Source organism: Bradyrhizobium sp. ISRA442, from assembly GCF_038085055.1.
Taxonomy (GTDB): Bacteria; Pseudomonadota; Alphaproteobacteria; order Rhizobiales; family Xanthobacteraceae; genus Bradyrhizobium.
In genome coordinates, this window is sequence record NZ_JALGCN010000018.1 from 97,604 (window position 1) to 121,605 (window position 24,002).

The following is a 24,002-nucleotide window of genomic DNA, read 5'->3' on the forward strand; positions in this document are numbered from 1 at the left end:
TCTACAATTGTAGATACGAATACGATCGTTCTTAGGTTGTATGCGCTATCTCGTCGGCGGACGTGAAATGGAATTGAAATGCCGGACGGGTTTGAGCACCACACCAGAGCCTATGGCCTGTATCTCCGGAATTGGATTGCCCTGGCAACCCTGACTCTGGTCATCGGCATATCCTTGCCCATGGCCGGCTTCTCCCTTGAGCTTGACGGAGAAACATGGGGAGAGCTGTGCCTTTCGGCTGTCCTGGTCGCGGCCGGCCATATCCTGTTCTCGCAAAGCCGCTGGCGGCTTGCATTCGTCGTTGTTTCCATTGCGCAGCTCGGCCTGCTCTCGATGCTTGCGGCCCTTCTGACCTATGTCGCGGCGTCGGCGAGCCTGCCGTTGCAGGACGCGACACTGGATCACTGGGATCGGGCGCTCGGACTGGACTGGGCCGCCTACTACCGGTTCATGACCGCGCGGACCGAGTTTTTGCCGTACGCACTTCTGGCCTATGGCGCGATCGCGCTGCCGCCGTTCTGCGTGCCCCTTGTCCTCGGGCTGACGGGGCACCCCGTCCGGCTGCAACGTTTCACGATGGCGACGCTGCTGACTCTCTGCATCGTGGCGATCATGTCGGCGCTCATACCCGCGATCGGAACGTACCAGCTCTACGACCTGCCGACGGAATTTGCGACGTACAAGGCGACGGGTTACCTGATCCAGCTCGAGCGGCTGCCGGTGATCAGGAGCGGAGACCTGCATGTTCTCGTCGTCTCGCAGATCGGCGGCATCGTCACCTTCCCAAGCTTTCATGCCGCGGCGGCAGTTCTCGCGCTATGGGCCTGGTGGGGCGTCTGGTGGATGCGTCCATGGGCATTCTTGATGAGCGCCGCCATGTTGATTGCGACGCCCTTGCTTGGCGGTCACTATTTCGTGGACGTCTTCGCCGGGATCGCCGTCGCAGGCATCGCAATCGCACTCGCATCGTCGATCGAGCGGCGCCCCTTTGCCGCACCGGCCGCGGCGAGCGCGTCGCTGCCGGTTGCATCAGCCTGAGGCGCATTGATCTGCCACGACCGCCGGGCAGGGCCGCTGCCAAGATCTTGCGCGCGAAGACACCTTGTTGGCGTTCGCTTAACCCTGTCTGCTGATGTCCGTGCAAATGGATACATCCGGAGACATTACGCAACAGTCTGCAACTTTTGCTTACCTTTCGCCCCTAGGTTGTCCTATCGAAACCCCAGGGGGTCAAGGATGACAACGATCGAGCTGCCTGCGGCCTCGCCGCCTCAAGCTGCCGCACCGGCGCGCATCCGTACCCTCTGCATCCTGTTCTTTTTCTCAGGCTTCCCGGCGCTGATCTACCAGCTCACTTGGCAGCGCAGCCTGTTCCGAATATTCGGCGTCAACACGGAATCGGTGACCATCGTCGTCACCGCGTTCATGCTCGGGCTCGGCCTTGGCAGCCTCGCTGGAGGCTGGCTATCGAAGCGCGACAATATCAAGCCGCTGTTGCTGCTCGGGACCATCGAGCTTGCGACCGCCGCCTTCGGCCTGGTGTCGCTGTCGGTCTTCGACCTGGTCGGCCGGCTCACATCCGACATGTCGCTGCCGGCGATCGCGGCGATCAACCTTCTGCTCGTGCTCCTGCCGACGCTAATGATGGGCGCGACGCTTCCGATCCTCGTCTCCTATCTCGTTAGGATCTCCGGCCAGATCGGCAGCGCAGTCGGCACGCTGTATTTCGTCAACACGCTCGGCGCCGGCGCTGCCTGCCTGATGTCCGGCGTGCTGATCTTCCCCTTCCTCGGCATGCATAGTGCGATCATGATCGCGGCCGGCCTCAATATCACGGTCGGCCTCGGCGCCATCGCTGCGCATGTCATCGGCCGTGCGCCGGCCGCCGCTTCGCCAGGTGTGTCCATTCACCGCACGGCAGCACCCGTCCTCGGCATGGGCTTTGTCTCCGCGCTCGCGGTCGCCGGCGGCTTCATCTCGCTGTCCTACGAGATCTATCTGTTCCGCACCATTTCCTTCGCTTCAGGATCGAGCTCACTCGCCTTTGCGATCACACTATGCAGCTTCTTGATCGGCATCGCCGTCGGCGCCCAGCATGCCGGGCAGGTCTGCGAGACGCGGTCCGCAAAAGACGCAATCGCGCGCGCGGCGATGGACCTGGTCTGGGCCAACGGCTTCGCCGCCGCATTCCTGCCGCTGATAGCACAATTGGCCAGCAACGTTGCCGCCATGATGATCGTCGCCGTGATCGCGACCTATCTGATCGCGCGGCAGTGGGGCGCGCTGCTCCCCTATCTGTCGCAATTCGGCATCGCCGCCGACGCCGGTGCGGGCCAGCAGACCGCCCTGCTCTATTTCTCCAACATTGTCGGCTGCGCCACGGGCGCGGTGCTGACTGGATTCGTCCTGACGGATTATTTCGGCCTGAAGCAAATGGCCGTGTTACTGCTGATCGCGGGAACGCTGTGCGCCCTCGTGCTCGCATACTCTTATCCAGCGACGCGGCGCGAGCGTCTGCGCTTCGGCGTCATCGCGACCAGCGTGCTCGTTCTCGGCATCGCCGCGAACGCCCTGTTCGCGCAGCGGCTGCTGGAAAATCTCCAGAGCAAGTCGATCGCCGACCATGATTTCGCAAGAGTCGTGGAAAACCACAGCGGCATCATCACTATCGACACCGAGGGCACTGTATTCGGCAACGGCATGTACGACGGCGCCTTCAACACCGACGTCAAGCACGACCGCAACGGCATCATCCGCCCCTATACGCTGAGCCTGTTCCACGGCGCGCCGCGCGACGTGCTGATGATCGGACTCGCCTCCGGCTCCTGGGCCCAGGTCATCGCCAACAATCCGGATGTCGCCTCGCTGACCGTCGTCGAGATCAACCGCGGCTATCTTCAGATCATCGCGGCGCAGGACGACGTCAAATCAGTCCTCAACAATCCCAAGGTCCGGATCATCGAAGACGACGGCCGCCGCTGGCTCACCCATCATCCCGAGGCGCATTTCGATGCCGTGGTCGTCAACGCCACCTGGCACTTCCGTGCCAACGCATCCAATCTGCTGTCGTCCGAATTCATGGAGCTGGTGAAGCGGCATCTCAACGAGGGCGGCATCTACCTCTACAATACCACCAATTCGCGACGCGCCCAGCGCACCGCCTGCGTCGCATTCGCCCATGGCGCCCACTTCCTCAATCACATGGTCGTCTCGCAATCGCCGATCGATTGGAACCATGCCCGCTGGCGCAGGACGCTCGAGGCCTACCGCATCGACGGCAAACCCGAATTCGCCGCCGGCAACGCAGCCGATCAGGCAGTGCTCGACCGGCTCATGACCGATTACCGCGAGGACGGGCCGATGTTCGAGCAATGCCCGCAGCTCCTTTCCGCAACCGAAGGCGAGACGCCGATCACTGACGACAATATGGGCACCGAGTGGCGCTACTTCCTCGGCCTGGAATGAGTCCGCCTCGCAAAGGACCGAACGTCTGCTGTCATCGCCACAGGATAAACCCGAATCACCCCTAGCGCGTTCCGCTCGACGCACTTACGGAACGAACAGCATGACCGGCCCCGAACTGAAGCAGCTTCGCACCGACCTCTCCGACGCCATTGAGCGGAAGCTGACCGCGGCCGACATGGCGAAGCTGTGCGGATTGCCAGACAAGGGCGGCGCCGACACGATCCGGCGCTGGGAGGTGAGCGGACCGACACCGGCCGCGACCAAGGTGCTGCGCGTGCTCGCGATGGCAAGCGAGCGCCATCCGATCCTGGAGAACTTCAATGTGTTCGATCGCCACGACGTGCGCGAGCAAGACCGCCCCGCACGGCGCGCGGCATTCCGCGCGCAAATGTGCGACGAGGTGCGGCGCCGTCTTGGTTAACGAGCGGCGCATGCAGACGGCGCTGCGCGCGCAACGTTAAGCCTTCCTTCAGCGTTTCTTAAGCCGCCATTAAGCACAAAAAACCATTTACGACCCAACAAGTTGGGTTGGCTGCTGTTGTGCCACGGATGTGACAGCATTTTCGTCAAAAGCGAGCTATCTGCGAAAGCAACGACGGCGCGGCAAGCGCGCCTGCCGGGAATGAAGTGTTGGAGTTCTAAGACGATGAAGAAGATCCTGTTTGCGACCGTGGCGCTGTTCGTGGTGGGCGCAGCCGCGCCGGCCGTCGGTGCCGATCTCGGCGCCCGCAACTATTACAAGTCGCCTGCGCCGGCCTATGCCGCGCCGATCTACAACTGGACCGGATTCTATCTCGGCGCCCATCTCGGCGGCGCGTTCTCCAGCGACAACAATTTCAACGGCCTCTCGACCGGCAACAACGGCAACGGCCGTTTCCTGGGCGGCGTGCAGGTCGGCGCAGACTGGCAGATGAACCCGAACTTCGTGGTCGGCCTCGAGGGCCAGTATTCCTGGCTCTCCGGCAGTGTCGGCGCGGTATTCCCCGGCGGATTTGCCTACACCAACGACCAGCGCGGGCTCGGCTCGATCACCGGTCGCGTCGGCTACACCTGGGGTCCGGGCCTCGTCTACGTGAAGGGCGGCTACGCCTATTCGGACAACAACGAGAAGGTGACGCTCGGCGGCGTACCGGTCGGCTTCGTCATCGATGGCGATCACCGCAACGGCTACACCGTCGGCGCCGGCATCGAATACATGTTCGCGCCGAACTGGTCGGCCAAGGCCGAGTACCAATATTACAATTTCGGCGACGCGCATTTCACCGCGCCCGGTCCGCTCGTTGCGGCCGGCAGCTTCACGACCGACGATCACACCGTCAAGGCAGGTCTCAACTACCGCTTCAACTGGGCAGGCCCGGTCGTCGCGCGCTACTGATCGGTTAGCAAAACCTTATCCTGACGAGGGGCCGGCATGCTTGCCGGCCCCTCTTTTTTCATTCTGCCTTTTTCGCTCTGCGGAACGCGCGCAAGCAATTGGGCAAATTGCGATTTCTTAACCGGCCCCGACGATACTGCGCCCTGAAAACAAGAAAGAGTTGGGGGAATATCGATGGCGATCCGTCTGGGCCTTGGCCGTTTCCGGCCTCGTTTCTCGTTGCCGAAATGGGGCGTGCGCGGCAGCCTGTTCGCGGCCTTCGCGGTGATCGCAGGCATGGGCCTGGTGATCTCGGCCGGTGCCGGCCTCGTGCTGCAAAATCTCGGCGGACGCATGACCGAGCTGAGCGGACGGGACATTCCGCGTCTAGCCGCAAGCCTGCAATTGTCGGCACTGAGCGCTGGCCTCGCCGCACAGGGACCGGCGCTGCTTGCAGCTCAAAGCGAGGACGCCCTGAACGAGCACACCAGGAAGCTCAGGGAATTGCAGGAGCAGACGCAGCAGAAGCTTGGCGAGATCATCGAGCTCGGCGCCGACAAGACCGTCGTCTCCGGGCTCAGCGAGACCATCAAGAGCATCAACGAGGCGGCCCAGAGCCTGGCCAAGGCCGCCCGCGAGCGGCTGGATATCGCCGCCCTCCATGACAAGCAATATGACGCGCTGCGCAGCGCGCAGAGCGCGTTCGTCGGCGCGGCCAGTCCGGCGATGCTGAACGCCCAGACCCAGGTCAACGCCATTCTCGGATCGGCCAACCTCTCCGCCGAAGATGCCACCGAAGCCGCACAGACCGTCGGCCAGCTCGGCAACGTCGTCGCCAGCGGCAATCTCGTCGCCGCCGACATGAGCGCGGCGCTGTCGGCGAACACGAGCGACAAGCTCGACGACATCCAGAAGGAATTCAAGACGGCACAGGGACGCTTGCGGTCCAACCTCGATCTGTTGCCGAACAACGAGGGCACCAAGATGCTGCGCGAGACGGCGGAAAAGCTGCTCGCGCTCGGCATCGGCAAGACCGGGGTGTTCAACCTGCGTGAGAAGGAGCTCGACTCCATCGACTACGGCCAGACCATTCTGGACGAGACGCGCAAGCTCAATGTCGGCCTCGGCATCAGCGTGCAGCAGCTCGTCGACGCCGTGCAGAAGGAGACCAACGCGTCGACCTTCCAAGCCCGCCAGCAGATCTCGCTCGCCACGTCAGCCATGCTGGCGCTCGGCGCACTGACGCTGGTCGGCTCGGCACTGTTCGTCTGGCTCTATGTCGGGCGCAACATTCTGCGCCGGATCGGCTCGCTGCAGCGCGCGATGGAGCTGCTCTCGGCCGGCGATCTCGACGCAGACATCGCCCGCGCGAAGCATGATGACGAGATCGGCACGATGACCGACACGCTCCAGGTGTTCCGCCAGAGCATGATCGAGGCCCGCGCACTGTCGAGCGAGCAGGACAAGGACCGCGTCGCCAAGGCCGAGCGCGCCGCGCGCATGGAGGCGAAGATCGCCGAGTTCGAGGGCATGGTACGCACCGCGCTCGACAATCTCGCGCAATCGGCCAATTCGATGCAGGCGACCGCGCAGAGCATGTCGAATACGGCCGACCAGTCCAACGCGCTGGTCAGCGCGGTGGCCTCGGCCGCCGAGGAGACCTCGGTCAACGTGCAGACCGTGTCGGCCGGGACCGAGCAGCTCTCATCCTCGATTCAGGAGATCAGCCGCCAGGTGGTCACCTCGGCCGAGATCGCCAAGAAGGCGGTCAGCGAAGCCGGCGCCACCGACACCACCGTGCAGAGCCTCGCCGACAGCGCGAGCCGCATCAGCGTCGTGGTCGACCTGATCCAGACCATCGCCTCGCAGACCAATCTGCTCGCGCTCAACGCCACCATCGAGGCGGCGCGCGCCGGTGAAGCCGGCCGCGGCTTCGCCGTGGTCGCCTCGGAGGTCAAGAGTCTGGCGAGCCAGACCGCGAAGGCGACGGAGGAAATCCGCACCCAGATCGTGAGCATGCAGGAAGTCACGACGTCGGCGGTCGGCGCTATCCGTGGCATCGGTCAGACCATCGGCGAGATCAACGATGTGACCACGGCGATCGCCGCGGCCGTCGAACAGCAAGGCGCGGCAACCCGCGAGATCGCCCGCAACATCCAGCATGCGGCCGGCGGCACCAGCGAGGTCTCCAGCAACATCATCGGCGTCTCCACCGCCTCCGCCGAAGCCGGCGTTGCCGCCGGCGAAGTGCTGAGCGCCTCCGACGCGCTCCGCCGCGAGGCCGACACGCTGCGCTCGGAGATCGACGCGTTCCTCAACAACATGCGGGCGGCCTGATTGTCATTCCGGGGCGGCGCGAGAGCCCCGAACCCCATTGCGCAAATTGCGCAATGGGGGATCTCGCACCTCCGGATTTCCCGGGTTCGCGCTCGCGCGCACCCCGGAATGACTTCTGAGTAGTTCGCCCGGCCTTGCATGCAGAGCGGCGGACCCATGCTGTCCCTCCGAAGCCGCGGCGCGATCCGCTGATGCGATCTGCTGCGCGCAGGTTTGATTTGTTGGCAGCAAGAAAAATCGGAACGGGATCGGCGCGCCTCGATTGTCCAGATGACGTCCGGTCGAGGAGGCGGCGCTCGCCATCAAACTGTGGGTTCCCCAGCCGTCCAAAGGACGCTCCAGCGTCAAGACAAGACGGCGCGCGAAACGCGACCTCGCTGTCGGACGGGCGAAACGCCGCATGGCAAGCGCCTGTCACGCAGCCTCGGGGGCGTAGCGCAGAGGCACATTATGAATGAAGCCTTCCCTTGTGAGCGCCGGGTAACGCCAGTGGAGCGGCTGTCATGAAGATTGCCGTTGCCGCGCCGCTGTCCGGACCTGCTGCCGCTCTCGGGCGTGAGATGGCGCAGGCCGCCCGGATGGCCGTCGAGGACTCGGCACGGGACCAGCCTGAAATCGGCATCGACATCATCGACGATCGCGGCGACGAGGAGACCGGCGTCGAGATTGCCCGCTCCCTGGTCGCAGACGAGTCGATCGTGGCGCTGCTCGGCCACTACAACAGCAACATCACGCTGCGGGCAGCGCCGCTTTACGACACCGGCCTGCCTCTGATCGCGCCGATCGTGTCCAATCCGACGCTCACCGATTCCGGCTGGCGTAACGTGTTCCGTTTCACCAACCGCGATGACGCGACGGCCGCCGCGATCGCGCAACATCTCATCGCCACCGGCAAGCGGCGGGCTTGCGTCGTGGTGAGCGGAACGACCTACGGAACGAGCATGGGTCACGAATTCGCGCGCGCCTTCGACGGGCTCGGCGGCAAGACCCTGTCGTGTCACCGCGTCGAGGAGGGAGAGACGAAGTTCGAAGCGCTGGTCGAGCAACTGCCGCGCGGCATTGACATACTCTTCTATGGCGGCACGTTCGAGGGTGCACCGCTGCTGCGCACGATGCGGACGCGCGGCAGGGACGTGCTGCTTGCCACTGGAGACGGCTGCTGGGATCGCGTCAATTTCCTCGAGCCTGCCGGAGCCGCCGCCGAAGCGGGAGAAGGCGTGCTCGTTCTCTCTGCCTGCCCCGAGATCGGCCGCGTGCAGGGATCGCGCGAATTCGCCGCCCGCTATGAGCAGAGATTCGGTCAGATCGGCAACTATGCGGTCAACGCCTACGACGCAGCAAAGCTGCTCATCTCGGCGATCCGAACTGTGGGCCGCCGGGCCGACCGGGCTTCGGTTGGTGACGCAATTCGGCACACCGAATGGCGAGGCATCGCCTATCCGGAGCCTGTCAGGTGGGATGAGAAGGGCGACAATGTCAGCGCAGTCACCGCTCTCCACGTGGTGAAGAATCACCGGTTCAGCCAGGTCGCACTGATCCCGCGCTAAGTCGCGGACAGCCTTTTGATTGCGCCGTAATGCTATAGCGTCGAGGAGCCAACGGTCGGCGCCAAGCCTGCGCGAAGACAGGTCCGCGCAACCCGGGGCCTTTCGCACGGGTTTTACCGGATTTCGCTGTGCTTCATCCGGGCCGCGGAAAAATCCGGCCCCGGAATGACGGCTATGCACGCCGCTTCGCGGCGTTTTTCGGCTGGCGCGGCGGCGCCAGTGGGTTTAAGCCGATAGCATGCATTCGAAGACCGACATCGTGCAGTCCTCGGCCGAGGCCCTGCGCTATCCCTGGGAGCAGCATCCCGGCCCCGAAGAGGTCGTTGAGGTGAAGCCCGGCGTGTTGTGGGTGCGGCTCAAGTTGCCGTTCCGTCTCAACCACGTGAACATCTACCTCATCGCCGACGGCGATGGTTACGCGATGGTGGATTCCGGCTTCGGCAACGAGGAGACGATCGAGGCCTGGACAAAGCTGTTCGACGGCCCGCTGAAGGGCGTCCACATCACGCGGCTTATCGTGACCCATTCGCATCCCGACCATGTCGGGCTCGCTGGCTGGATCGTCGAGCGGTTCACCTGCCCGCTGGTGATGTCGCAGGTGGAATACCTGCAGTCGGTCTACCACCAGAACCGCGGCACCGAGGAGCGGCGCAATGCGCAGCGGCTGTTCTTCCGCCGTCACGGCATGGACGAGTCGCTCACCGAGAAGCTGCTCGGCCGCGGCCAGGATTATCTCAAGCGAGTCTCGGTGCTGCCGCCGTCCTACCGCCGCATCTCGCATGGCGACGAGGTCGTGATCGGCACGCGCCGCTTCAAGGTGGTCACGGGCGGCGGGCACGCGCTCGACCAGGTGATGCTCTACTGCGCCGACGACAAGCTGTTCCTTTCCGCCGATCAGGTGCTGAGCAAGATTTCGCCGAATGTCAGCGTCTGGGCGGTCGAGCCGGACCAGAACTCGCTCGGCGAATATCTGGCCTCGCTGGCGAGCCTCACCACGACGCTGCCCTATGACGTGCTGGTGCTGCCTGGCCACGGCGTGCCGTTCTACGGCCTGAAGACCCGAATCAAGCAGCTCGCCGACCACCATGAGGAGCGCTGCCGGCTGATCGCCGAAGCTTGCCGCGAGGTACCGCAGACCTCGCGGGCATTGGTGCCCGTGGTGTTCAACAAGCACGTGCTTGACGAGCACCAGATGGGCTTCGCCGCCGGCGAACTGGTCGCCCACGTCAACTACATGCTGGTCGAAGGCCGCCTGACCGCAGAAGAGAAGGACGGCGTGTTGCGCTTCAGAACAACCTGAAGCGCAGGTCTTCATTGCCTCACTTTGCAGCGGCGATCGCGCCGCGAAGCTGGGTGCTGACCGTCAGCTCGCCGATCTTCCTGCCCATGTCCTTCCCGGCTTCGGTCGAAAAGCGATAGTGGAATCCGGCATAGATGCGCGAAGTTGCGATCTCGTCGCTATAGTCCTGCAATCGCGTCCATTTGCGGGTACAGCCTCAGCTCACGGGGGACTGGATCAGGACAGCCGTTTCATACCAGACCGGAGAGCTGATGGAGCGCTTCGTCGACGGCATGCGGAAGGCAGGCCTGACCTAAAGTCCTTCCGGGCGGCTCACTTCATCTGCGCGATCGTGTGCATGGCCGCGATATAGCCGTAGGGGCCCAGACCGCAGATCACGCCGGTCGCCACGAACGAGATCTTCGAGTGTCGGTGATATTCGTCGCGGGCGTGGATGTTGGAGATGTGCACCTCTAGCACCGGGCCCTCGAACACCTTGATCGCATCCATGATCGCGACCGAGGTGAAGGAGAAGCCGGCCGGATTGATGATGATGGCGTCCGCATCCTGCCGCGCCGACTGGATCAGGTCGACGATGACGCCTTCATGGTTGGACTGGTGGAAGGCGAGGCTGAGCCCGAGCTTTGCGGCATTCTGCTCGCAGCTCGCCTTGATCTGATCGAGCGTCGTCGTGCCGTAAATATGCGGCTCACGGATACCCAGCAGATTCAAATTGGGACCGTTGAGGATCATCACGCGCTTCATGGTCAGGTCCTTTCGAAAACTATCCGCCGAACCACTTTGCCGGGCCGGTGACGAGAACGGGAAACAGCGTCAACAAGCCTAGCACGGCGAGCTGCGCGATCATGAACGGCCAGACGCCGCGGATCAGGTCGTCCATCGAGATGCGGGAGACACCGCAGACCACGTTGAGCACGACGCCGACCGGCGGCGTGATCAGCCCGATGGCGTTGTTGATGATGAAGAGCACGCCGAAATACACCGGGTCGATGCCGGCCTGCTTGACGATCGGCATCAGGATCGGCGTCAGGATCAGAATCGTCGGCGTCATGTCGAGCGCGGTCCCGACGATCACGACGATGATCATCAGCACGATGGTGAGGAGGGTCTGGTTGCCGGCGAACGGCTTTACGAGCGCGACGATCTGATCGGAGATCTCGGCGACCGTGATCAGCCAGGACGAGACCAGCGCGGCGGCGACCAGGAACATCACGACAGCGGTGGTCTGCGCCGTGCTGACCAGCAGCGCCGGGAGTTGCGACGGCTTGAGCTCGCGATAGACCCCCATAGCTACCACGAGCGAATAGACCGCGACCACGACGGCGGCCTCCGTCGGCGTAAAGATGCCGAAACGCAGGCCGAAGATGATGATCATCGGCAGCATCAAGGCCCAGAATCCGTCGATCAGCGCGCGCCAGATCTCAGCAAAACTCTTGCGCGGCAGGCGCGCAGGGGCTTCCTTGCGCACCACCCACCACCAGGCGAGGCAGAGCCCGACGCCGAGCATGCCGCCCGGCACGATGCCGGCGAGGAAAAGCTTCGAGATCGAGACGTTGGCGGCGACGCCGAAGATGACGAAGCCGATCGACGGCGGGATCACCGGCGCGATGATCCCACCCGCCGCGACGAGCCCGGCCGCACTGGCGCGATTGTGGCCGGCGGCGGCCATCATCGGTACCAGCAGTGCACCGAGCGCCGCGGCGTCCGCGACCGCCGAGCCCGAGAGCGAGGCCAGGATGCAGGAGGTGAGGATCGCGACATAGCCGAGGCCGCCGGGGAAATGGCCGACCAGCGCGATCGCGAAGTTCAGGATGCGCCGTGCCAGCCCTCCGGTGTTCATGACCTCACCGGCGAGGATGAAGAACGGCACCGCCATCAGCGGAAAGGAATCGACGCCGTTGACGACGTTCTGCGCGACGATCTGGGAATCGAAGGTGCCGAGATAGGTCATCAACGCGACGCCGCAGATGATCAGCGCGAACGCGATCGGCATGCCGATCGCCATGGCGGCGAGCAGCGAGAAGGTGAACACGGCAACGGTCATGCCTGAAGCTTTCCGCCCGCGGCGTCAGCGGAATGTGTCAGTTCCTCGGATTCGCTGACCGCGACGAGATCGGCGTCCGCGATCTGTCCTGTGACGAGCCGGTAAAGCTCGTGGACGATGATCACGCAGGAGGAGGCGCCGAACACGATGCCAGCGGCATAGAACAGCCCGACAGACAGCCCCGAAGCCGGCGCCACCGTGTCCCAGTTCAGCACCGTCTGTTTCCATGACCCTTCCGTCAGCAGCACGGAGGCATAGAGCATCAGCGCGTGGCTGAGGCCGTAGCAGATCCGGCGTCCGAACGGCGGCAACGCCTTGACGAGGCTGTCGACACCGAGATGGGCGCGCTGCCTCAGGCCGATGATCGCGCCCAGGAACACCATCCAGACGAACAGCCAACGCGACAACTCTTCCGAGATGGTGATGCCGGAGTTGAAGCCGTAGCGCAGCAGCACGTTGCCGAACACCAGCACGACCATGACTGCGAGCAGCACCGCGATCACCGCGCGCAGCAGCCGGAAATAGACATCGACTATCGTTTTCATGATCGCTGGCCTGCGGCGAGACGGCTTACGGCTTCAGCGCGTGCACGCGGTCGAGCTCGCTGTTGAACAGCTTGACGATCGCCGGATCATAGTCGGCGGAGAATTTTTCCGCGATCGGCTTGGTCTTGTCGCGCATGCGGGCCAGCTCGGCGGGCGCGATCTCGTTGATCTCCATGCCCTTGGCCTTGAGCTCGTCGATCGCCGCCTTGGCCTGCTCGCGGCTAACCTTGCGCTGATAGTCGCGGGCCTCGATCGCGGCGTCCTGCAGGATCTTCTGCTCGTCGCTGGAGAGCTGGTCCCAGAACTTCTTGCTGATCAGGATGATGTTGGTCGAATAGGTGTGATTGGTGACGCTGAGATATTTCTGCACCTCGAAGAACTTGTTGGAGAGGATGACCGAGAACGGATTCTCCTGGCCATCGACGGTACGCGTCTCGAGCGCGCTGTAGAGCTCGGAGAAGCTCATCGGCACCGGGTTGGCGTTGAAGGCCTTGAAGGTCTCGAGATAGACGGGGTTCGGGATCACGCGGATCTTGATGCCGTCGAGATCCTCGCCCTTGGTGATCGGCCGCCGGCTGTTGGTGACGTTGCGGAAACCGAGATCCCAATAGGCGAGGCCGACGAGCCCCTTCTCCGGCAGCTTTGCCAGGAGTGCCGCGCCGAGCGGACCATCCAGCAGGGCGTCAGCCTGCTGCGGCGTCGAGACGATGAAAGGAAAATCGATCAGGCCAAAATCCTTGACGATGCCGACCAGCGAGGTCGTCGCCGGCGACTGCATCTCCTGGGTACCGGCGCGCAGCGCGGACTGCTGCTGCATCTCGCTGCCGAGCTGATTGGCCGGATATTCGCGCACCTTGATCTTGCCGCCGCTCTTGGCGGCGACGATCTCGGCGAATTTCTGCACGCCCTTGCTGACGGGATGATCGGTGTTGTTCAGGTGCCCCCAGCGGATGGTGCGCTCCTGGATGTTCTGAGCCGAGGCCGCTCCCATCGTGCCAAATGCGATCGCGCCGATCGCCACCACCCAAGCCAAACCTTCGAACCGAACGCGCATCGCCGCCTCCCCTGCTGACCTTTTCTTTAGGGGCGGGACCATACTTGTATGACAAAATATAAATCAACTGATATTTTTCATATTATCATATGATATAGGAAACGCTTGATAAAGATACGAAATTTGACGAAGAGCACGTTCGACGCGCTAGGATGAGGCATGCAGGACCTATCTCCCGATACGAGCGCCGAGACGGTGGGCGACAGCGCCTACCGCCGGATCCGCACCGACCTGATCTTTGGCAAGCTGACGCCGGGTCAGAAGCTGAAGCTGGAGCGGATGAGCGGCGCCTATGGCACCAGCATCTCCACCCTGCGTGAGACGCTGAACCGGCTGTGCTCGGAAGGGCTCGTCGTGGCCGAAGGCCAGCGCGGCTTCGAGGTGGCCCCGATCTCGGCGACCGAATTCCAGGAGATCGCGGAGCTGCGCGAGCTGCTCGAAGGCCACATGATCGAAAAGTCCTTCGCGGCCGGCGATCTCGACTGGGAGGCCCGCATCGTCTCCGCCCATCACAAGCTTGCGGCGATGGAGCGGATGCTGCTGTCAGGCGAAAAATCCGATGCCGAGAGCTGGAAGCAGTGTGATTTCCAGTTTCACCGCGCCCTCGTTGCGGCCTGCGGATCGAAGGTGCTGCTCGACGCCCATGCCGCGGTCTATGACCGCTATCTGCGCTACCAGATGATCGCCGTCGTGTTCCGCGGCGAGATGGCGGCCGCCGAGCATCGCGAGCTAAAGGAGCTCGCCCTGCAGCGCGACGCCAAAGGCGCAGCCAAGGTACTGCACACCCACATCCATGATTGCGTGGTGCACGCGCTGCGCAATTCGGATTGGTTGAAGCCGGCAACCAAGGAAGCGCGCGCCGAGCCGCGCAAGCGGGCCAAGGCCGGCTAGACCGGCAGCAACCAATTGCCGCGAACGGGCTTGATCGGGATCAAGCCCGTTCCTTCGCCGATAGGGCATTTTGCCCAAATGCCCCGCAGGCCCAAATGTGGGATAGCGCATGGACATTAGAGCTGGAAAAGCTCTAAGAAGATGCGGCCCCTTTGGTCAGGTTCCGTTGCAGGTTTGCCGATGGATTACAGCCAGTTCTTCGATTCCGCCCTCGATCGTCTCCATGCCGAGCGGCGCTATCGCGTGTTCGCCGACCTCGAGCGCATGGCCGGCCGGTTCCCACATGCGGTGTGGCACTCGCCGAAGGGCAAGCGCGAGGTCGTGATCTGGTGCTCCAACGACTATCTCGGCATGGGCCAGCACCCGAAGGTGGTCGGCGCCATGGTCGAGACCGCGACCCGGGTCGGCACCGGCGCCGGCGGCACCCGCAACATCGCCGGCACCCATCATCCGTTGGTGCAGCTCGAGGCCGAGCTCGCCGATCTCCATGGCAAGGAAGCCGCGCTGCTGTTCACCTCGGGCTATGTCTCGAACCAGACCGGCATCGCAACCATCGCAAAACTCATTCCGAACTGCCTGATCCTGTCGGACGAGCTCAACCACAATTCGATGATCGAGGGCATCCGCCAGTCCGGGTGCGAGCGGATCGTATTTCGCCACAACGACCTCGCCGATCTCGAGGAGCTTCTGAAGGCGGCGGGTCCGAACCGGCCGAAGCTGATCGCCTGCGAGAGCCTCTATTCGATGGACGGCGATGTCGCTCCGCTCGCCAAGATCTGCGATCTCGCCGAGAAGTACGGCGCGATGACCTATGTCGACGAAGTCCACGCCGTCGGCATGTACGGCCCGCGCGGTGGCGGCATCGCCGAGCGTGACGGCGTCATGCACCGCATCGACATCCTCGAAGGCACACTGGCCAAGGCATTCGGCTGCCTCGGCGGCTACATCGCCGCCAACGGCCAGATCATCGACGCGGTGCGCTCCTACGCGCCGGGCTTCATCTTCACCACCGCGCTGCCGCCGGCGATCTGCTCGGCCGCGACCGCTGCAATCAAGCATCTGAAGACCTCGAGCTGGGAGCGCGAGCGCCACCAGGACCGCGCCGCCCGCGTCAAGGCGATCCTCAATGCCGCCGGCCTGCCGGTGATGTCGAGCGACACCCATATCGTGCCGCTGTTCGTCGGCGACCCCGAGAAATGCAAGCAGGCCTCCGACCTCTTGCTCGAGCAGCATGGCATCTACATCCAGCCGATCAATTATCCGACGGTCGCCAAGGGCACCGAACGGCTGCGCATCACGCCCTCGCCCTATCACGACGACGGCCTGATCGATCAGCTCGCCGAAGCCCTGCTGCAAGTGTGGGACCGCCTCGGCCTGCCGCTCAAGCAGAAGTCGCTGGCGGCGGAGTAGGGTTTCTTTCGCCGCTCCCAAATCCAACTCGTACCGCCCCCGGGGCCACCCCCCTCCCCAGCCCTCCCCGGCAAGGGGGGAGGGAGCGCAGCGGTGCTTGCAGCATGGACCGAGAGCACATGCGCAAGTCCTACAATCAAACCCGTTTGGTCGCCTAGCCGAGCTAACTGCCTCGCAAGCTTTGCTGCCGCTCGCTCCATTCCCGCCGTTCCCTCCCCCCTTGCGGGGGAGGGTCAGGGAGGGGGTGCCGCACGGGGACTCTCTCCGTATTCGCGCGGACGCCGCGCGCATGGCAGCGCGGCGTGGCTTAACGACGATGATAGTTCCTAAGCTCCTCGGGCATTTCGCTGTCGCTTGCTGGCGCTTAACGCGCTAAATTTGCTTGGAAAATGAGATCAGGCGCGAAGTTTCGCGCCCAGGGAGAGCGCGCTCGCCATGCTGCACGACTGGGGCGTGATCGCTGCCGCCTTCGGCTATATCGGCTTCCTGTTCCTGGTGGCGAGCCATGGCGACCGCCGCTCGCCGGCCAAGCCCGGCCGTGCCTCCGGGCTGATCTATCCGCTGTCGCTGGCGATCTACTGCACCTCCTGGACCTTCTTCGGCTCGGTCGGGTTCGCCACCCGCACCTCGACCGACTTCCTCGCGATCTATGTCGGCCCGGTGCTGATGATCGGGCTCGGCACCGGCATCCTGCGCCGTGTGATCCAGCTCGCCAAAGCCCACAACATCACCTCGACCGCCGACTTCATCGGCGCGCGCTACGGCAAGAGCCAGGCGGTGGCCGCGACCGTGGCGCTGATCGCGATCATCGGCTCGGTGCCCTACATCGCGCTCCAGCTCAAGGCGGTGGCCTCTTCGCTGCAGACGATCCTCAGCGAGGACCAGGCTTTCTCCCACATCCCGATCCTCGGCGACATGGCGCTGATGGTGACCTTGGCGATGGCGGCTTTCGCCGTGCTGTTCGGCACGCGGCAGACCGACGCCACCGAGCACCAGCACGGCCTGATGCTCGCGGTCGCGACCGAATCCATCATCAAGCTGGTCGCCTTCCTCGCCGCCGGCATCTTCGTCACCTTCTGGATGTTCTCGCCGCACGAGCTGATCGAGCGTGCCATGAAGACACCGGAGGCGGTGCGCGCGATCAACTATTCGCCCTCGATCGGCAATTTCCTCACCATGACGCTGCTGTCGTTCTGCGCGATCATGCTGCTGCCGCGCCAGTTCCACGTCAGCGTGGTGGAGAATTCCTCCGATGCCGAGGTCGGCCGCGCGCGCTGGTTGTTTCCACTCTACCTCGTCGCCATCAACCTGTTCGTGATCCCGATCGCGCTCGCCGGCCTCGTCAGCTTCCCGTTCGGCGCCGTCGATTCCGACATGTATGTGCTGGCGCTGCCGATGGAGGGCGGCGCTGAGCTGCTCAGCGTCGCCATCTTCGTCGGCGGCCTGTCGGCGGCGACCGCGATGGTCATCGTCGAATGTGTCGCGCTCTCGATCATGGTCTCGAACGACCTCGTGGTGCCGCTGGTGCTGCAGCGACGGCCCGAGGGTCGCACCGGCGGCGCCGATTTCAGCGACTTCCTGCTGCGCTCGCGGCGGCTTGCGATCTTCGCCATCATGGTGATGGCCTATTTCTATTATCGCGCGCTCGGCAATACCCAGCTCGCGGCGATCGGCCTGCTCTCCTTTGCCGCGATCACCCAGCTCGCGCCCAGCTTCTTCGGCGGACTGCTGTGGCGGCGAGCGACCGCGCGCGGCGCGATCGGCGGCATGCTGGTCGGCTTCGCGGTGTGGGTCTACACGCTGTTCCTGCCGAGCTTCATGGACTCCTCGACCGCGGGCATCCTGCTGCTGCTGCACGGCCCATTCGGAATCGAGGCGTTGCGGCCGCAGGCGCTGTTCGGCGCCGATCTGCCGCCACTGCTGCACGGCGTCGCCTGGTCGCTGTCGCTCAACATCCTCACCTATGTGGTACTGTCGCTGGCGCGGCGGCCGACCTCGATCGAGCTCGTTCAGGCCGATCTGTTCGTGCCCAACACGCTCGCCCCGATCGCCCCGAACTTCCGCCGCTGGCGCACCACCATCACGGTGCAGGACATCCAAGCCACGGTGGCGCAATATCTCGGGCCCGACCGCGCGCGGCAATCCTTCGAGGCCTTCGCGGCGCGGCGCAACATGCGGCTGGAGCCTACGGCGCCCGCCGATTTCGAGCTGTTGCAGCACGCCGAGCACCTGATTGCCTCCTCGATCGGGGCAGCGTCGTCCCGGCTCGTGATGTCGCTCTTGCTGCGCAAGCGGACGGTCTCGGCCAAAGCCGCGCTAAAACTGCTCGACGATTCCCATGCGGCGCTGCACTTCAACCGCGAGATCCTGCAGACCGCGCTCAACCACGTGCGCCAGGGCATCGCGGTGTTCGACGCTGACCTGCAACTGATCTGCTCCAACCGCCAGTTCGGCGATCTGCTCAACGTGCCGCCGCATTTCATCCAGTTCGGCACGCCCTTGCGCGAGATCCTGGAATTCATGGGCGCGAGCAATCCCACCGATCCGGCGGAGCGCGACGCCCTGCTGGAGCTACGGCTTGCGGCCTACACCACCGACAGCGAGCCGTACCTGGAGCGCCTGCCCGACCGGCACATGGTGATCGAGGTCCTGACCAACCGCATGCCCGGCGGCGGTTTCGTCATCACCTTCACCGATGTCACGCCCACCTTCGAGGCGGCCGAGGCGCTGGAGCGCGCCAATGCGACGCTGGAGAAGCGCGTGCGCGACCGCACCGAGGAGCTGACCCGGCTGAACTCGGAGCTGGCGCTGGCCAAGAGCACCGCGGAAGACGCCAACATCTCCAAGACGCGGTTCCTGGCCGCCGCGAGCCACGACATTCTGCAGCCGCTGAACGCAGCACGGCTCTATGTCACGAGCCTGGTCGAGCGCCAGCACAACGGCGAAGAGACCCGGCTGGTCGAGAACATCGACGAATCGCTGCAGGCGATCGAGGAGATCCTCGGCGCGCTCCTGGACATCTCGCGGCTCGATGCCGGCGCTATGACAACCTCGATCTCGAGTTTCAAGATGGCTGACCTGATGCGCTCGCTGGAGATCGAGTTCGCGCCGATCGCACGCGCCAAGGGACTGGAGCTTGCCTTCGTGCCATGCTCGCTGCCGGTGCAGTCGGACCGGCTCCTGCTGCGGCGCCTGCTGCAGAACCTGATCTCCAACGCGATCAAATACACGCCGCGCGGGCGCGTGCTGGTCGGCTGCCGCCGCCGCGGCGAACAGCTCAAGATCTACGTCTACGACACCGGCGTCGGCATCCCCGCCGTCAAGCGCGGCGAGATCTTCAAGGAATTCCATCGCCTCGAACAGGGTGCGCGAATTGCGCGCGGCCTGGGGCTGGGGCTGTCGATCGTCGAGCGGCTGGCCCGCGTGCTCAAGCACGGCATCGCCATCGATGCCAATGCCAGCGGCGGCTCGGCGTTCTCGGTGACCGTGCCGACGGCGAAGGCCGTGACCCACACCGCGGCCGTGACCAGCGCGACGCCGCTGGCGCGCAGGCCGATCTCGGGCGCGCTGATCGTCTGTATCGAGAACGACGCGGCGATCCTAGACGGCATGCGCACGCTGCTGAAGGCCTGGGACGCCGAGGTCATCGCAGTCGCCGATCCGGAAGCCGCGATCGCGGCGATCGAAACCGCCGGCCGCCGCATCACCGGCCTCCTGGTCGACTATCATCTCGACCGCGGCAACGGCATCGCCGCCATCCGCGAGATCCGCCGCCGCTTCGGCAACGCCATTCCCGCGATCCTGATCACCGCCGACCGCAGCCCCGCCGTGCAGGTGGCCGCGCGCGAGGAGCATATCGCAGTGCTGAATAAGCCGCTGAAGCCGGCCTCGCTCCGCGCCCTGCTCGGGCAGTGGCGCACGCAGCAGATGGTGGCGGCGGAGTAAGGTCATTCCGGGGCGCGAAGCGAACCCAGAATGACGGAGCAAAGGCTCTACCCCGTCGGGGTGCCCTGCTTCCACTGGCCGCCGGCGATCTTGGCGGCGGCGATTACGGCCTGCGTGCGGCTCTCGACGCCGAGCTTTTGCAGGATCGCTGAGACATGCGCCTTGATGGTCGCCTCGGAGACGCCGAGCTCGTAGGCGATCTGCTTGTTGAGCAATCCTTCCGACAGCATCATCAGGACCCGCACCTGCTGCGGGGTCAGCGTCACCAGGCGGTCGCGCAGGCGGGTCATATCGGGATCGGCCACGGCCGACAGATCGGTGTCGGCTGGGACCCAGACATCGCCGTCCATGATCTTGAGGATGGCATCGCGCAGCGTCTCGACACCGAAACGCTTCGGGATGAAGCCGGAGGCGCCGAAATCGAGCGAGCGGCGGATCGTGGCACTGTCATCGGAAGCCGAAACGATCACCACCGGGATCGCCGGGTATTGCGCGCGCAGATAAATCAGGCCGGAAAAGCCCGAGATCCCGGGCATCGAGAGGTCGAGCAGGATCAGGTCGACGTCCTGCGTCTGCTCCAAGAGCTTGGTCAGATCCTCGAATGATCCTGCCTCATCGATCCTGGCCGAGGTCAGGACGCCCGCCACGGCCTGCCGTAGGGCATCGCGGAACAGGGGATGATCATCGGCAATGACGAGATGGGTGGAGGGAGCGTTCATCGATCTCTTGCTGTGGTTCGACGGGCCAGTAAGCCGGACCGGCGCCTTGGTCAATTCTTTCCCGGCCGGCCGTGGCATGCAAGTGCACATTATCCCTTTGCTGCAAAGGGGTTAATTCGCAAGGCACGGTACCCGGCGGCGGCGGCGTCAGGTGGATGTCAGTGCGCAAGGCCGAAAGTCGTATTGGGGCGGGTTTCACGCCGATGTTACTTAAGAGCAAGGCCCGCGGTATCCGGCCGAGTCCGGAAACCAGGGCGCACCAACCTATTGGGGAGCGAAACTGATGACGATGGCTGCGACCGCGGGCGCCGACGTCCGCACGCGAGGCATGACAGCGGAGGAGCGAAAAGTCATTTTCGCTTCCTCACTTGGCACTGTCTTCGAGTGGTACGACTTCTACATCTACGGCACGCTTGGTGCCTTCCTCGCGAAATACTTCTTCTCGAACGTCCCGCCCAATGTCGGCTTCATCTTCGCGCTGCTCGCCTTTGCGGCCGGCTTTGCGGTCCGCCCCTTCGGCGCGCTGATCTTCGGTCGCCTCGGCGACATGATCGGCCGCAAATACACCTTCCTCGTCACCATGACGCTCATGGGTGTCGGCACCTTCTTTATCGGTCTGTTGCCGGGGTATGCAACCTGGGGCATCGCCGCGCCGATCGTGCTGATTGCCCTGCGCTTGATCCAGGGCCTCGCACTCGGCGGCGAATATGGCGGTGCAGCGACTTACGTAGCCGAACATGCGCCGCAGAACCGGCGTGGCTATTACACCTCGTGGATTCAGACCACCGCGACACTCGGTCTGTTCCTGGCACTGCTGTTGATCCTTGGCATCCGCACCGCCATGGGTGAGGAAGCTTTCGGAGATTGGGGCTGGCGCATTCCCTTCCTGCTCTCCGGCCTTCTGCTGGCGATCTCGATCTGGATCCGCTTGAGCCTGAACGAATCGCCGGTGTTCCAGCGCATGAAGGAGGAGGGCAAGACCTCGAAGCGTCCACTGACGGAAGCCTTCGGAGAGTGGAACAACGCCAAGATCGCGATCCTGGCGCTGCTTGGCGCGACCGCGGGTGAAGCGGTGGTGTGGTATGGCGGACAGTTCTACGCGCTGTTCTTCCTCACCCAGACCCTGAAGGTACCGGCCGTGCCGGCGCAGATCATGATCGTGGTTGCGCTCGCTCTGGGTACGCCCTTCTTCATCATCTTCGGCATGCTGTCCGACAAGATCGGCCGCAAGCCGATCATCCTAGCGGGCTTCCTGCTAGCGATGGTGACCTACTTCCCGATCTTCAAGGGCATCACCCACTTCGCCAATCCGAAGCTGGAGGCGGCGCTGTCTGCATCCCCGGTGACGGTGATCGCCGATCCCGCCGAGTGTTCGTTCCAGTTCAAGGCCACCGGCACCGAAAAGTTCACCACCGGCTGCGACATTGCCAAAGCCGCGCTGGTGAACTTGTCAGTGAACTACCAGACCCAGGACCCGCCGAAGGGCACGGCGGCCACGGTCAAGATCGGCGAGCAGACCCTCACTGCGACCTCGGCGGATTTCGCCAAGGCCCTGCCCGCAGCGATCAAGGCACACGGCTATCCGGCTTCAGCCGATCCGAACGAGATCAACTATGTCATGACGACGGTCCTGCTCTGGATCCTGGTGATCTACGTGACGCTGGTCTACGCGCCGATCGCCGCATGGCTGGTGGAACTGTTCCCGAGCCGCATCCGCTATAGCGGCATGTCGCTGCCCTACCACATCGGCAATGGCTGGTTCGGAGGCTTCCTGCCGGCGACCGTGTTTGCGATCGTGGCCGCGACCGGAAACATCTATTCCGGGCTGTGGTACCCCGTTGCGATCGCCGCAATGAGCCTTGTCGTCGGCTTCCTGTTCCTGCCGGAGACCAAGGACGTCGACATCAAGCAAATCTAGTCGCCGATCAGCCGGACCTACGCTCCGGCTGTCTGAAACGAGCGGCCGCGGGATTCCCGCGGCCGTTTTGTTTATGAAGTCGCGCCGATGAATTGCAGCACCACCTCGCGCCGGTGCGGCTGCTTGCGATGCTCGATGAGATAAATGGCCTGCCACGTCCCGAGTGCGAGCTTGCCGTTCAGGACCGGCACGTTGAGCGAGGTCTGCGTCAGCATCGTCTTGATGTGCGCCGGCATGTCGTCCGGCCCCTCGGTGTCATGGGTCCAGGGCGCGTTCTCCGGCGCGAGCCGCGCCAGCGCGGTGGTGAGATCGACGAGCACGGAAGGATCGGCGTTTTCCTGGATCGTCAGCGAGGCCGAGGTGTGACGGATGAACAATGTCAGTGCGCCGGTCCCGGCGCGGGCCTCCGTGACGAACTTCGCCGCCTCGCCGGTGAGATCGGTGAAGCCGCGGCTCTGCGTCTGCACCGTCAGCAGCGACGAGGTGATGGTGGAGGCCTCTACCGTGGATGGCGCGGAGCGCGTCAGCGATCTTGCTGATGTCATGAACGACTCTCGTTACGTCGTCCTGGCGAAAGCCAGGACCCATTACCCAAAATGCCCGTGATGGCGAAAGGTGGCGACGCGCACCGAGAAAAACACAGAGGCCGTGGAGGTCCTGGCTTTCGCCAGGACGACATCGACAAAGCCTGTCAAATCTTTCCCGACACGTCCTTCTGCACGCGGTTGGCCATCTCGATCAGCCGCCGCCAGGCCCGTTCCAGGAACGACATCACGCGATCCATGTCCTGGTCGCTCGGCAGCGGGATCTCGATCCGGCGGTCGCCTTCGGCGACCTTCGGGGGAGCCTTCTTCAACTGATCGGATTTCGGCAGCGCCTCGTCGACCTTGCCCGACACGGTCGGCCCAGTCGCGAGCTCCGCCTTCAACTTCTCGACCTCAACCTGGAGGCGGCCGATCTCGGCATCAAGCGCGGAACGTTCGTCGGGTACCGCGTAGCAGGCCCAGCCGGCGCCATTCTTGGTGCATGTCGAAACCGTGCCGGTGCGGGTGTCGAGCCGCAGCACGCCCTCTGGGATCGGCGTCATCGCGTAACGGCCGTTTTCAGCGTCGGGCGCGGACTGCGCGGCCGCCTGGCCGCCGATCGCAACCACCGCGGCGATCGCCGCCGCCAAGGAGCGTGCTCTCGAGACCCATGTTCTCAACAATGACGTCGCTGCTGGTTTCATCGTACTGCTCCGCCACGACGCGCTTGTGGACACTTGCAATTCTACACCCGCGCGGACGAAGGCGCACGGCTTCGCCGCGGAAAACGCGCCTTTGGAATCAACCGGCGCAGCAGCCGGTTTGATCCCGGAAATGGCGGCCGTATCGGCGGATCGCAAAGAGACCTGCTGCGGTGCGGCGTCACGCTGTGTGCAGCGCTGGCGCGCGCGGCGATATCACCAAATAAATCAATGATATAACAGAACAC

The 24,002-nt window shown here is 64.1% G+C and carries 19 protein-coding genes; 11 read left to right on the forward strand and 8 right to left on the reverse strand.

Going from position 1 to position 24,002, the window contains the following annotated elements:
• Window positions 1–78 precede the first annotated feature (78 nt).
• The 7 genes from MTR72_RS29705 (at window position 79) to MTR72_RS29735 (ending at window position 10,003) form a co-directional block, all read left to right on the forward strand.
• Window positions 79–1,038: a phosphatase PAP2 family protein gene (locus tag MTR72_RS29705; protein WP_280966984.1), complete on the forward strand. Its 960-nt coding sequence runs from the start codon at window positions 79–81 to the stop codon at window positions 1,036–1,038.
• Between the two features lie 198 nt (window positions 1,039–1,236).
• Window positions 1,237–3,465 (forward strand): fused MFS/spermidine synthase, encoded by a 2,229-nt coding sequence (locus MTR72_RS29710; RefSeq protein WP_341511643.1) that lies wholly within the window; start codon window positions 1,237–1,239, stop codon window positions 3,463–3,465.
• Window positions 3,466–3,565: 100 nt separating this feature from the next.
• Entirely contained in the window at window positions 3,566–3,886 is a 321-nt protein-coding gene (locus MTR72_RS29715) for a hypothetical protein (protein WP_280966986.1), read from the forward strand.
• Between the two features lie 225 nt (window positions 3,887–4,111).
• Complete coding sequence (locus tag MTR72_RS29720; RefSeq protein ID WP_280966987.1) at window positions 4,112–4,840, forward strand: outer membrane protein; 729 nt, start codon at window positions 4,112–4,114, stop codon at window positions 4,838–4,840.
• Window positions 4,841–5,014: 174 nt separating this feature from the next.
• Window positions 5,015–7,156 (forward strand): methyl-accepting chemotaxis protein, encoded by a 2,142-nt coding sequence (locus MTR72_RS29725; RefSeq protein ID WP_341511644.1) that lies wholly within the window; start codon window positions 5,015–5,017, stop codon window positions 7,154–7,156.
• Window positions 7,157–7,659: 503 nt separating this feature from the next.
• Complete coding sequence (locus tag MTR72_RS29730; RefSeq protein ID WP_341511645.1) at window positions 7,660–8,703, forward strand: branched-chain amino acid ABC transporter substrate-binding protein; 1,044 nt, start codon at window positions 7,660–7,662, stop codon at window positions 8,701–8,703.
• 238 nt (window positions 8,704–8,941) lie between these two features.
• Window positions 8,942–10,003 carry an MBL fold metallo-hydrolase gene (locus MTR72_RS29735; RefSeq protein ID WP_280966990.1) on the forward strand — a complete coding sequence of 354 codons (1,062 nt, stop codon included), beginning with the start codon at window positions 8,942–8,944 and terminating at the stop codon, window positions 10,001–10,003.
• A gap of 19 nt (window positions 10,004–10,022) precedes the next feature.
• Here the strand turns inward: MTR72_RS29735 and MTR72_RS29740 are convergent, their stop codons facing one another.
• The 5 genes from MTR72_RS29740 to MTR72_RS29760 all read right to left on the reverse strand — a co-directional run bounded on the left by MTR72_RS29740 (window position 10,023) and on the right by MTR72_RS29760 (window position 13,646).
• On the reverse strand, window positions 10,023–10,175 hold the full coding sequence (locus MTR72_RS29740; protein ID WP_280966991.1) for a hypothetical protein: 153 nt from the start codon (window positions 10,173–10,175) through the stop codon (window positions 10,023–10,025).
• A 140-nt stretch (window positions 10,176–10,315) separates the two neighbouring features.
• Entirely contained in the window at window positions 10,316–10,747 is a 432-nt protein-coding gene (gene aroQ, locus MTR72_RS29745) for a type II 3-dehydroquinate dehydratase (protein ID WP_280966992.1), read from the reverse strand.
• A gap of 19 nt (window positions 10,748–10,766) precedes the next feature.
• Window positions 10,767–12,047 (reverse strand): TRAP transporter large permease, encoded by a 1,281-nt coding sequence (locus tag MTR72_RS29750; RefSeq protein ID WP_280966993.1) that lies wholly within the window; start codon window positions 12,045–12,047, stop codon window positions 10,767–10,769.
• Window positions 12,044–12,592 (reverse strand): TRAP transporter small permease, encoded by a 549-nt coding sequence (locus MTR72_RS29755; RefSeq protein WP_280966994.1) that lies wholly within the window; start codon window positions 12,590–12,592, stop codon window positions 12,044–12,046. The genes MTR72_RS29750 and MTR72_RS29755 overlap by 4 nt, the downstream gene beginning before the upstream one ends.
• Window positions 12,593–12,617: 25 nt before the next feature.
• The gene (locus MTR72_RS29760; RefSeq protein ID WP_280966995.1) at window positions 12,618–13,646 is read right to left on the reverse strand and encodes a TRAP transporter substrate-binding protein; all 1,029 of its coding nucleotides are present in this window, start codon (window positions 13,644–13,646) and stop codon (window positions 12,618–12,620) included.
• Between the two features lie 159 nt (window positions 13,647–13,805).
• Here MTR72_RS29760 and MTR72_RS29765 point away from each other — a divergent pair, with 159 nt between their 5' ends.
• The 3 genes from MTR72_RS29765 to MTR72_RS29775 all read left to right on the forward strand — a co-directional run bounded on the left by MTR72_RS29765 (window position 13,806) and on the right by MTR72_RS29775 (window position 19,892).
• Window positions 13,806–14,537, forward strand: a complete 732-nt coding sequence (locus MTR72_RS29765; RefSeq protein WP_280966996.1) for a GntR family transcriptional regulator — start codon at window positions 13,806–13,808, stop codon at window positions 14,535–14,537.
• 180 nt (window positions 14,538–14,717) lie between these two features.
• Window positions 14,718–15,947, forward strand: a complete 1,230-nt coding sequence (gene hemA, locus MTR72_RS29770; protein WP_280966997.1) for a 5-aminolevulinate synthase — start codon at window positions 14,718–14,720, stop codon at window positions 15,945–15,947.
• Window positions 15,948–16,382: 435 nt separating this feature from the next.
• Entirely contained in the window at window positions 16,383–19,892 is a 3,510-nt protein-coding gene (locus MTR72_RS29775) for a PAS domain-containing hybrid sensor histidine kinase/response regulator (protein WP_280966998.1), read from the forward strand.
• Window positions 19,893–19,939: 47 nt separating this feature from the next.
• Here the strand turns inward: MTR72_RS29775 and MTR72_RS29780 are convergent, their stop codons facing one another.
• Complete coding sequence (locus tag MTR72_RS29780; protein WP_280966999.1) at window positions 19,940–20,611, reverse strand: response regulator; 672 nt, start codon at window positions 20,609–20,611, stop codon at window positions 19,940–19,942.
• Between the two features lie 328 nt (window positions 20,612–20,939).
• Between MTR72_RS29780 and MTR72_RS29785 the strand changes: the two genes are divergently transcribed.
• Window positions 20,940–22,529 carry an MFS transporter gene (locus tag MTR72_RS29785; RefSeq protein ID WP_280971142.1) on the forward strand — a complete coding sequence of 530 codons (1,590 nt, stop codon included), beginning with the start codon at window positions 20,940–20,942 and terminating at the stop codon, window positions 22,527–22,529.
• 71 nt (window positions 22,530–22,600) lie between these two features.
• Here MTR72_RS29785 and MTR72_RS29790 read toward each other — a convergent pair whose 3' ends face one another.
• Both MTR72_RS29790 and MTR72_RS29795 read right to left on the reverse strand, forming a co-directional pair.
• Window positions 22,601–23,074 carry a secondary thiamine-phosphate synthase enzyme YjbQ gene (locus tag MTR72_RS29790; protein ID WP_280967000.1) on the reverse strand — a complete coding sequence of 158 codons (474 nt, stop codon included), beginning with the start codon at window positions 23,072–23,074 and terminating at the stop codon, window positions 22,601–22,603.
• Window positions 23,075–23,220: 146 nt separating this feature from the next.
• A complete protein-coding gene (locus MTR72_RS29795; protein WP_341511646.1) occupies window positions 23,221–23,757 on the reverse strand; it encodes a hypothetical protein in 537 nt (178 codons plus the stop codon).
• Window positions 23,758–24,002 lie beyond the last annotated feature (245 nt).

Excerpts from the sequence above, each read along its gene's own strand:
- MTR72_RS29705 (WP_280966984.1), top strand. The coding sequence starts at position 79 with ATGCCGGACGGGTTTGAGCACCACACCAGAGCCTATGGCCTGTATCTC.
- MTR72_RS29710 (WP_341511643.1), top strand. The coding sequence starts at position 1,237 with ATGACAACGATCGAGCTGCCTGCGGCCTCGCCGCCTCAAGCTGCCGCA.
- MTR72_RS29715 (WP_280966986.1), top strand. The coding sequence starts at position 3,566 with ATGACCGGCCCCGAACTGAAGCAGCTTCGCACCGACCTCTCCGACGCC.
- MTR72_RS29720 (WP_280966987.1), top strand. The coding sequence starts at position 4,112 with ATGAAGAAGATCCTGTTTGCGACCGTGGCGCTGTTCGTGGTGGGCGCA.
- MTR72_RS29725 (WP_341511644.1), top strand. The coding sequence starts at position 5,015 with ATGGCGATCCGTCTGGGCCTTGGCCGTTTCCGGCCTCGTTTCTCGTTG.
- MTR72_RS29730 (WP_341511645.1), top strand. The coding sequence starts at position 7,660 with ATGAAGATTGCCGTTGCCGCGCCGCTGTCCGGACCTGCTGCCGCTCTC.
- MTR72_RS29735 (WP_280966990.1), top strand. The coding sequence starts at position 8,942 with ATGCATTCGAAGACCGACATCGTGCAGTCCTCGGCCGAGGCCCTGCGC.
- aroQ (WP_280966992.1), bottom strand. The coding sequence starts at position 10,747 with ATGAAGCGCGTGATGATCCTCAACGGTCCCAATTTGAATCTGCTGGGT.
- MTR72_RS29750 (WP_280966993.1), bottom strand. The coding sequence starts at position 12,047 with ATGACCGTTGCCGTGTTCACCTTCTCGCTGCTCGCCGCCATGGCGATC.
- MTR72_RS29755 (WP_280966994.1), bottom strand. The coding sequence starts at position 12,592 with ATGAAAACGATAGTCGATGTCTATTTCCGGCTGCTGCGCGCGGTGATC.
- MTR72_RS29760 (WP_280966995.1), bottom strand. The coding sequence starts at position 13,646 with ATGCGCGTTCGGTTCGAAGGTTTGGCTTGGGTGGTGGCGATCGGCGCG.
- MTR72_RS29765 (WP_280966996.1), top strand. The coding sequence starts at position 13,806 with ATGCAGGACCTATCTCCCGATACGAGCGCCGAGACGGTGGGCGACAGC.
- hemA (WP_280966997.1), top strand. The coding sequence starts at position 14,718 with ATGGATTACAGCCAGTTCTTCGATTCCGCCCTCGATCGTCTCCATGCC.
- MTR72_RS29775 (WP_280966998.1), top strand. The coding sequence starts at position 16,383 with ATGCTGCACGACTGGGGCGTGATCGCTGCCGCCTTCGGCTATATCGGC.
- MTR72_RS29780 (WP_280966999.1), bottom strand. The coding sequence starts at position 20,611 with ATGAACGCTCCCTCCACCCATCTCGTCATTGCCGATGATCATCCCCTG.
- MTR72_RS29785 (WP_280971142.1), top strand. The coding sequence starts at position 20,940 with ATGACAGCGGAGGAGCGAAAAGTCATTTTCGCTTCCTCACTTGGCACT.
- MTR72_RS29790 (WP_280967000.1), bottom strand. The coding sequence starts at position 23,074 with ATGACATCAGCAAGATCGCTGACGCGCTCCGCGCCATCCACGGTAGAG.
- MTR72_RS29795 (WP_341511646.1), bottom strand. The coding sequence starts at position 23,757 with ATGAAACCAGCAGCGACGTCATTGTTGAGAACATGGGTCTCGAGAGCA.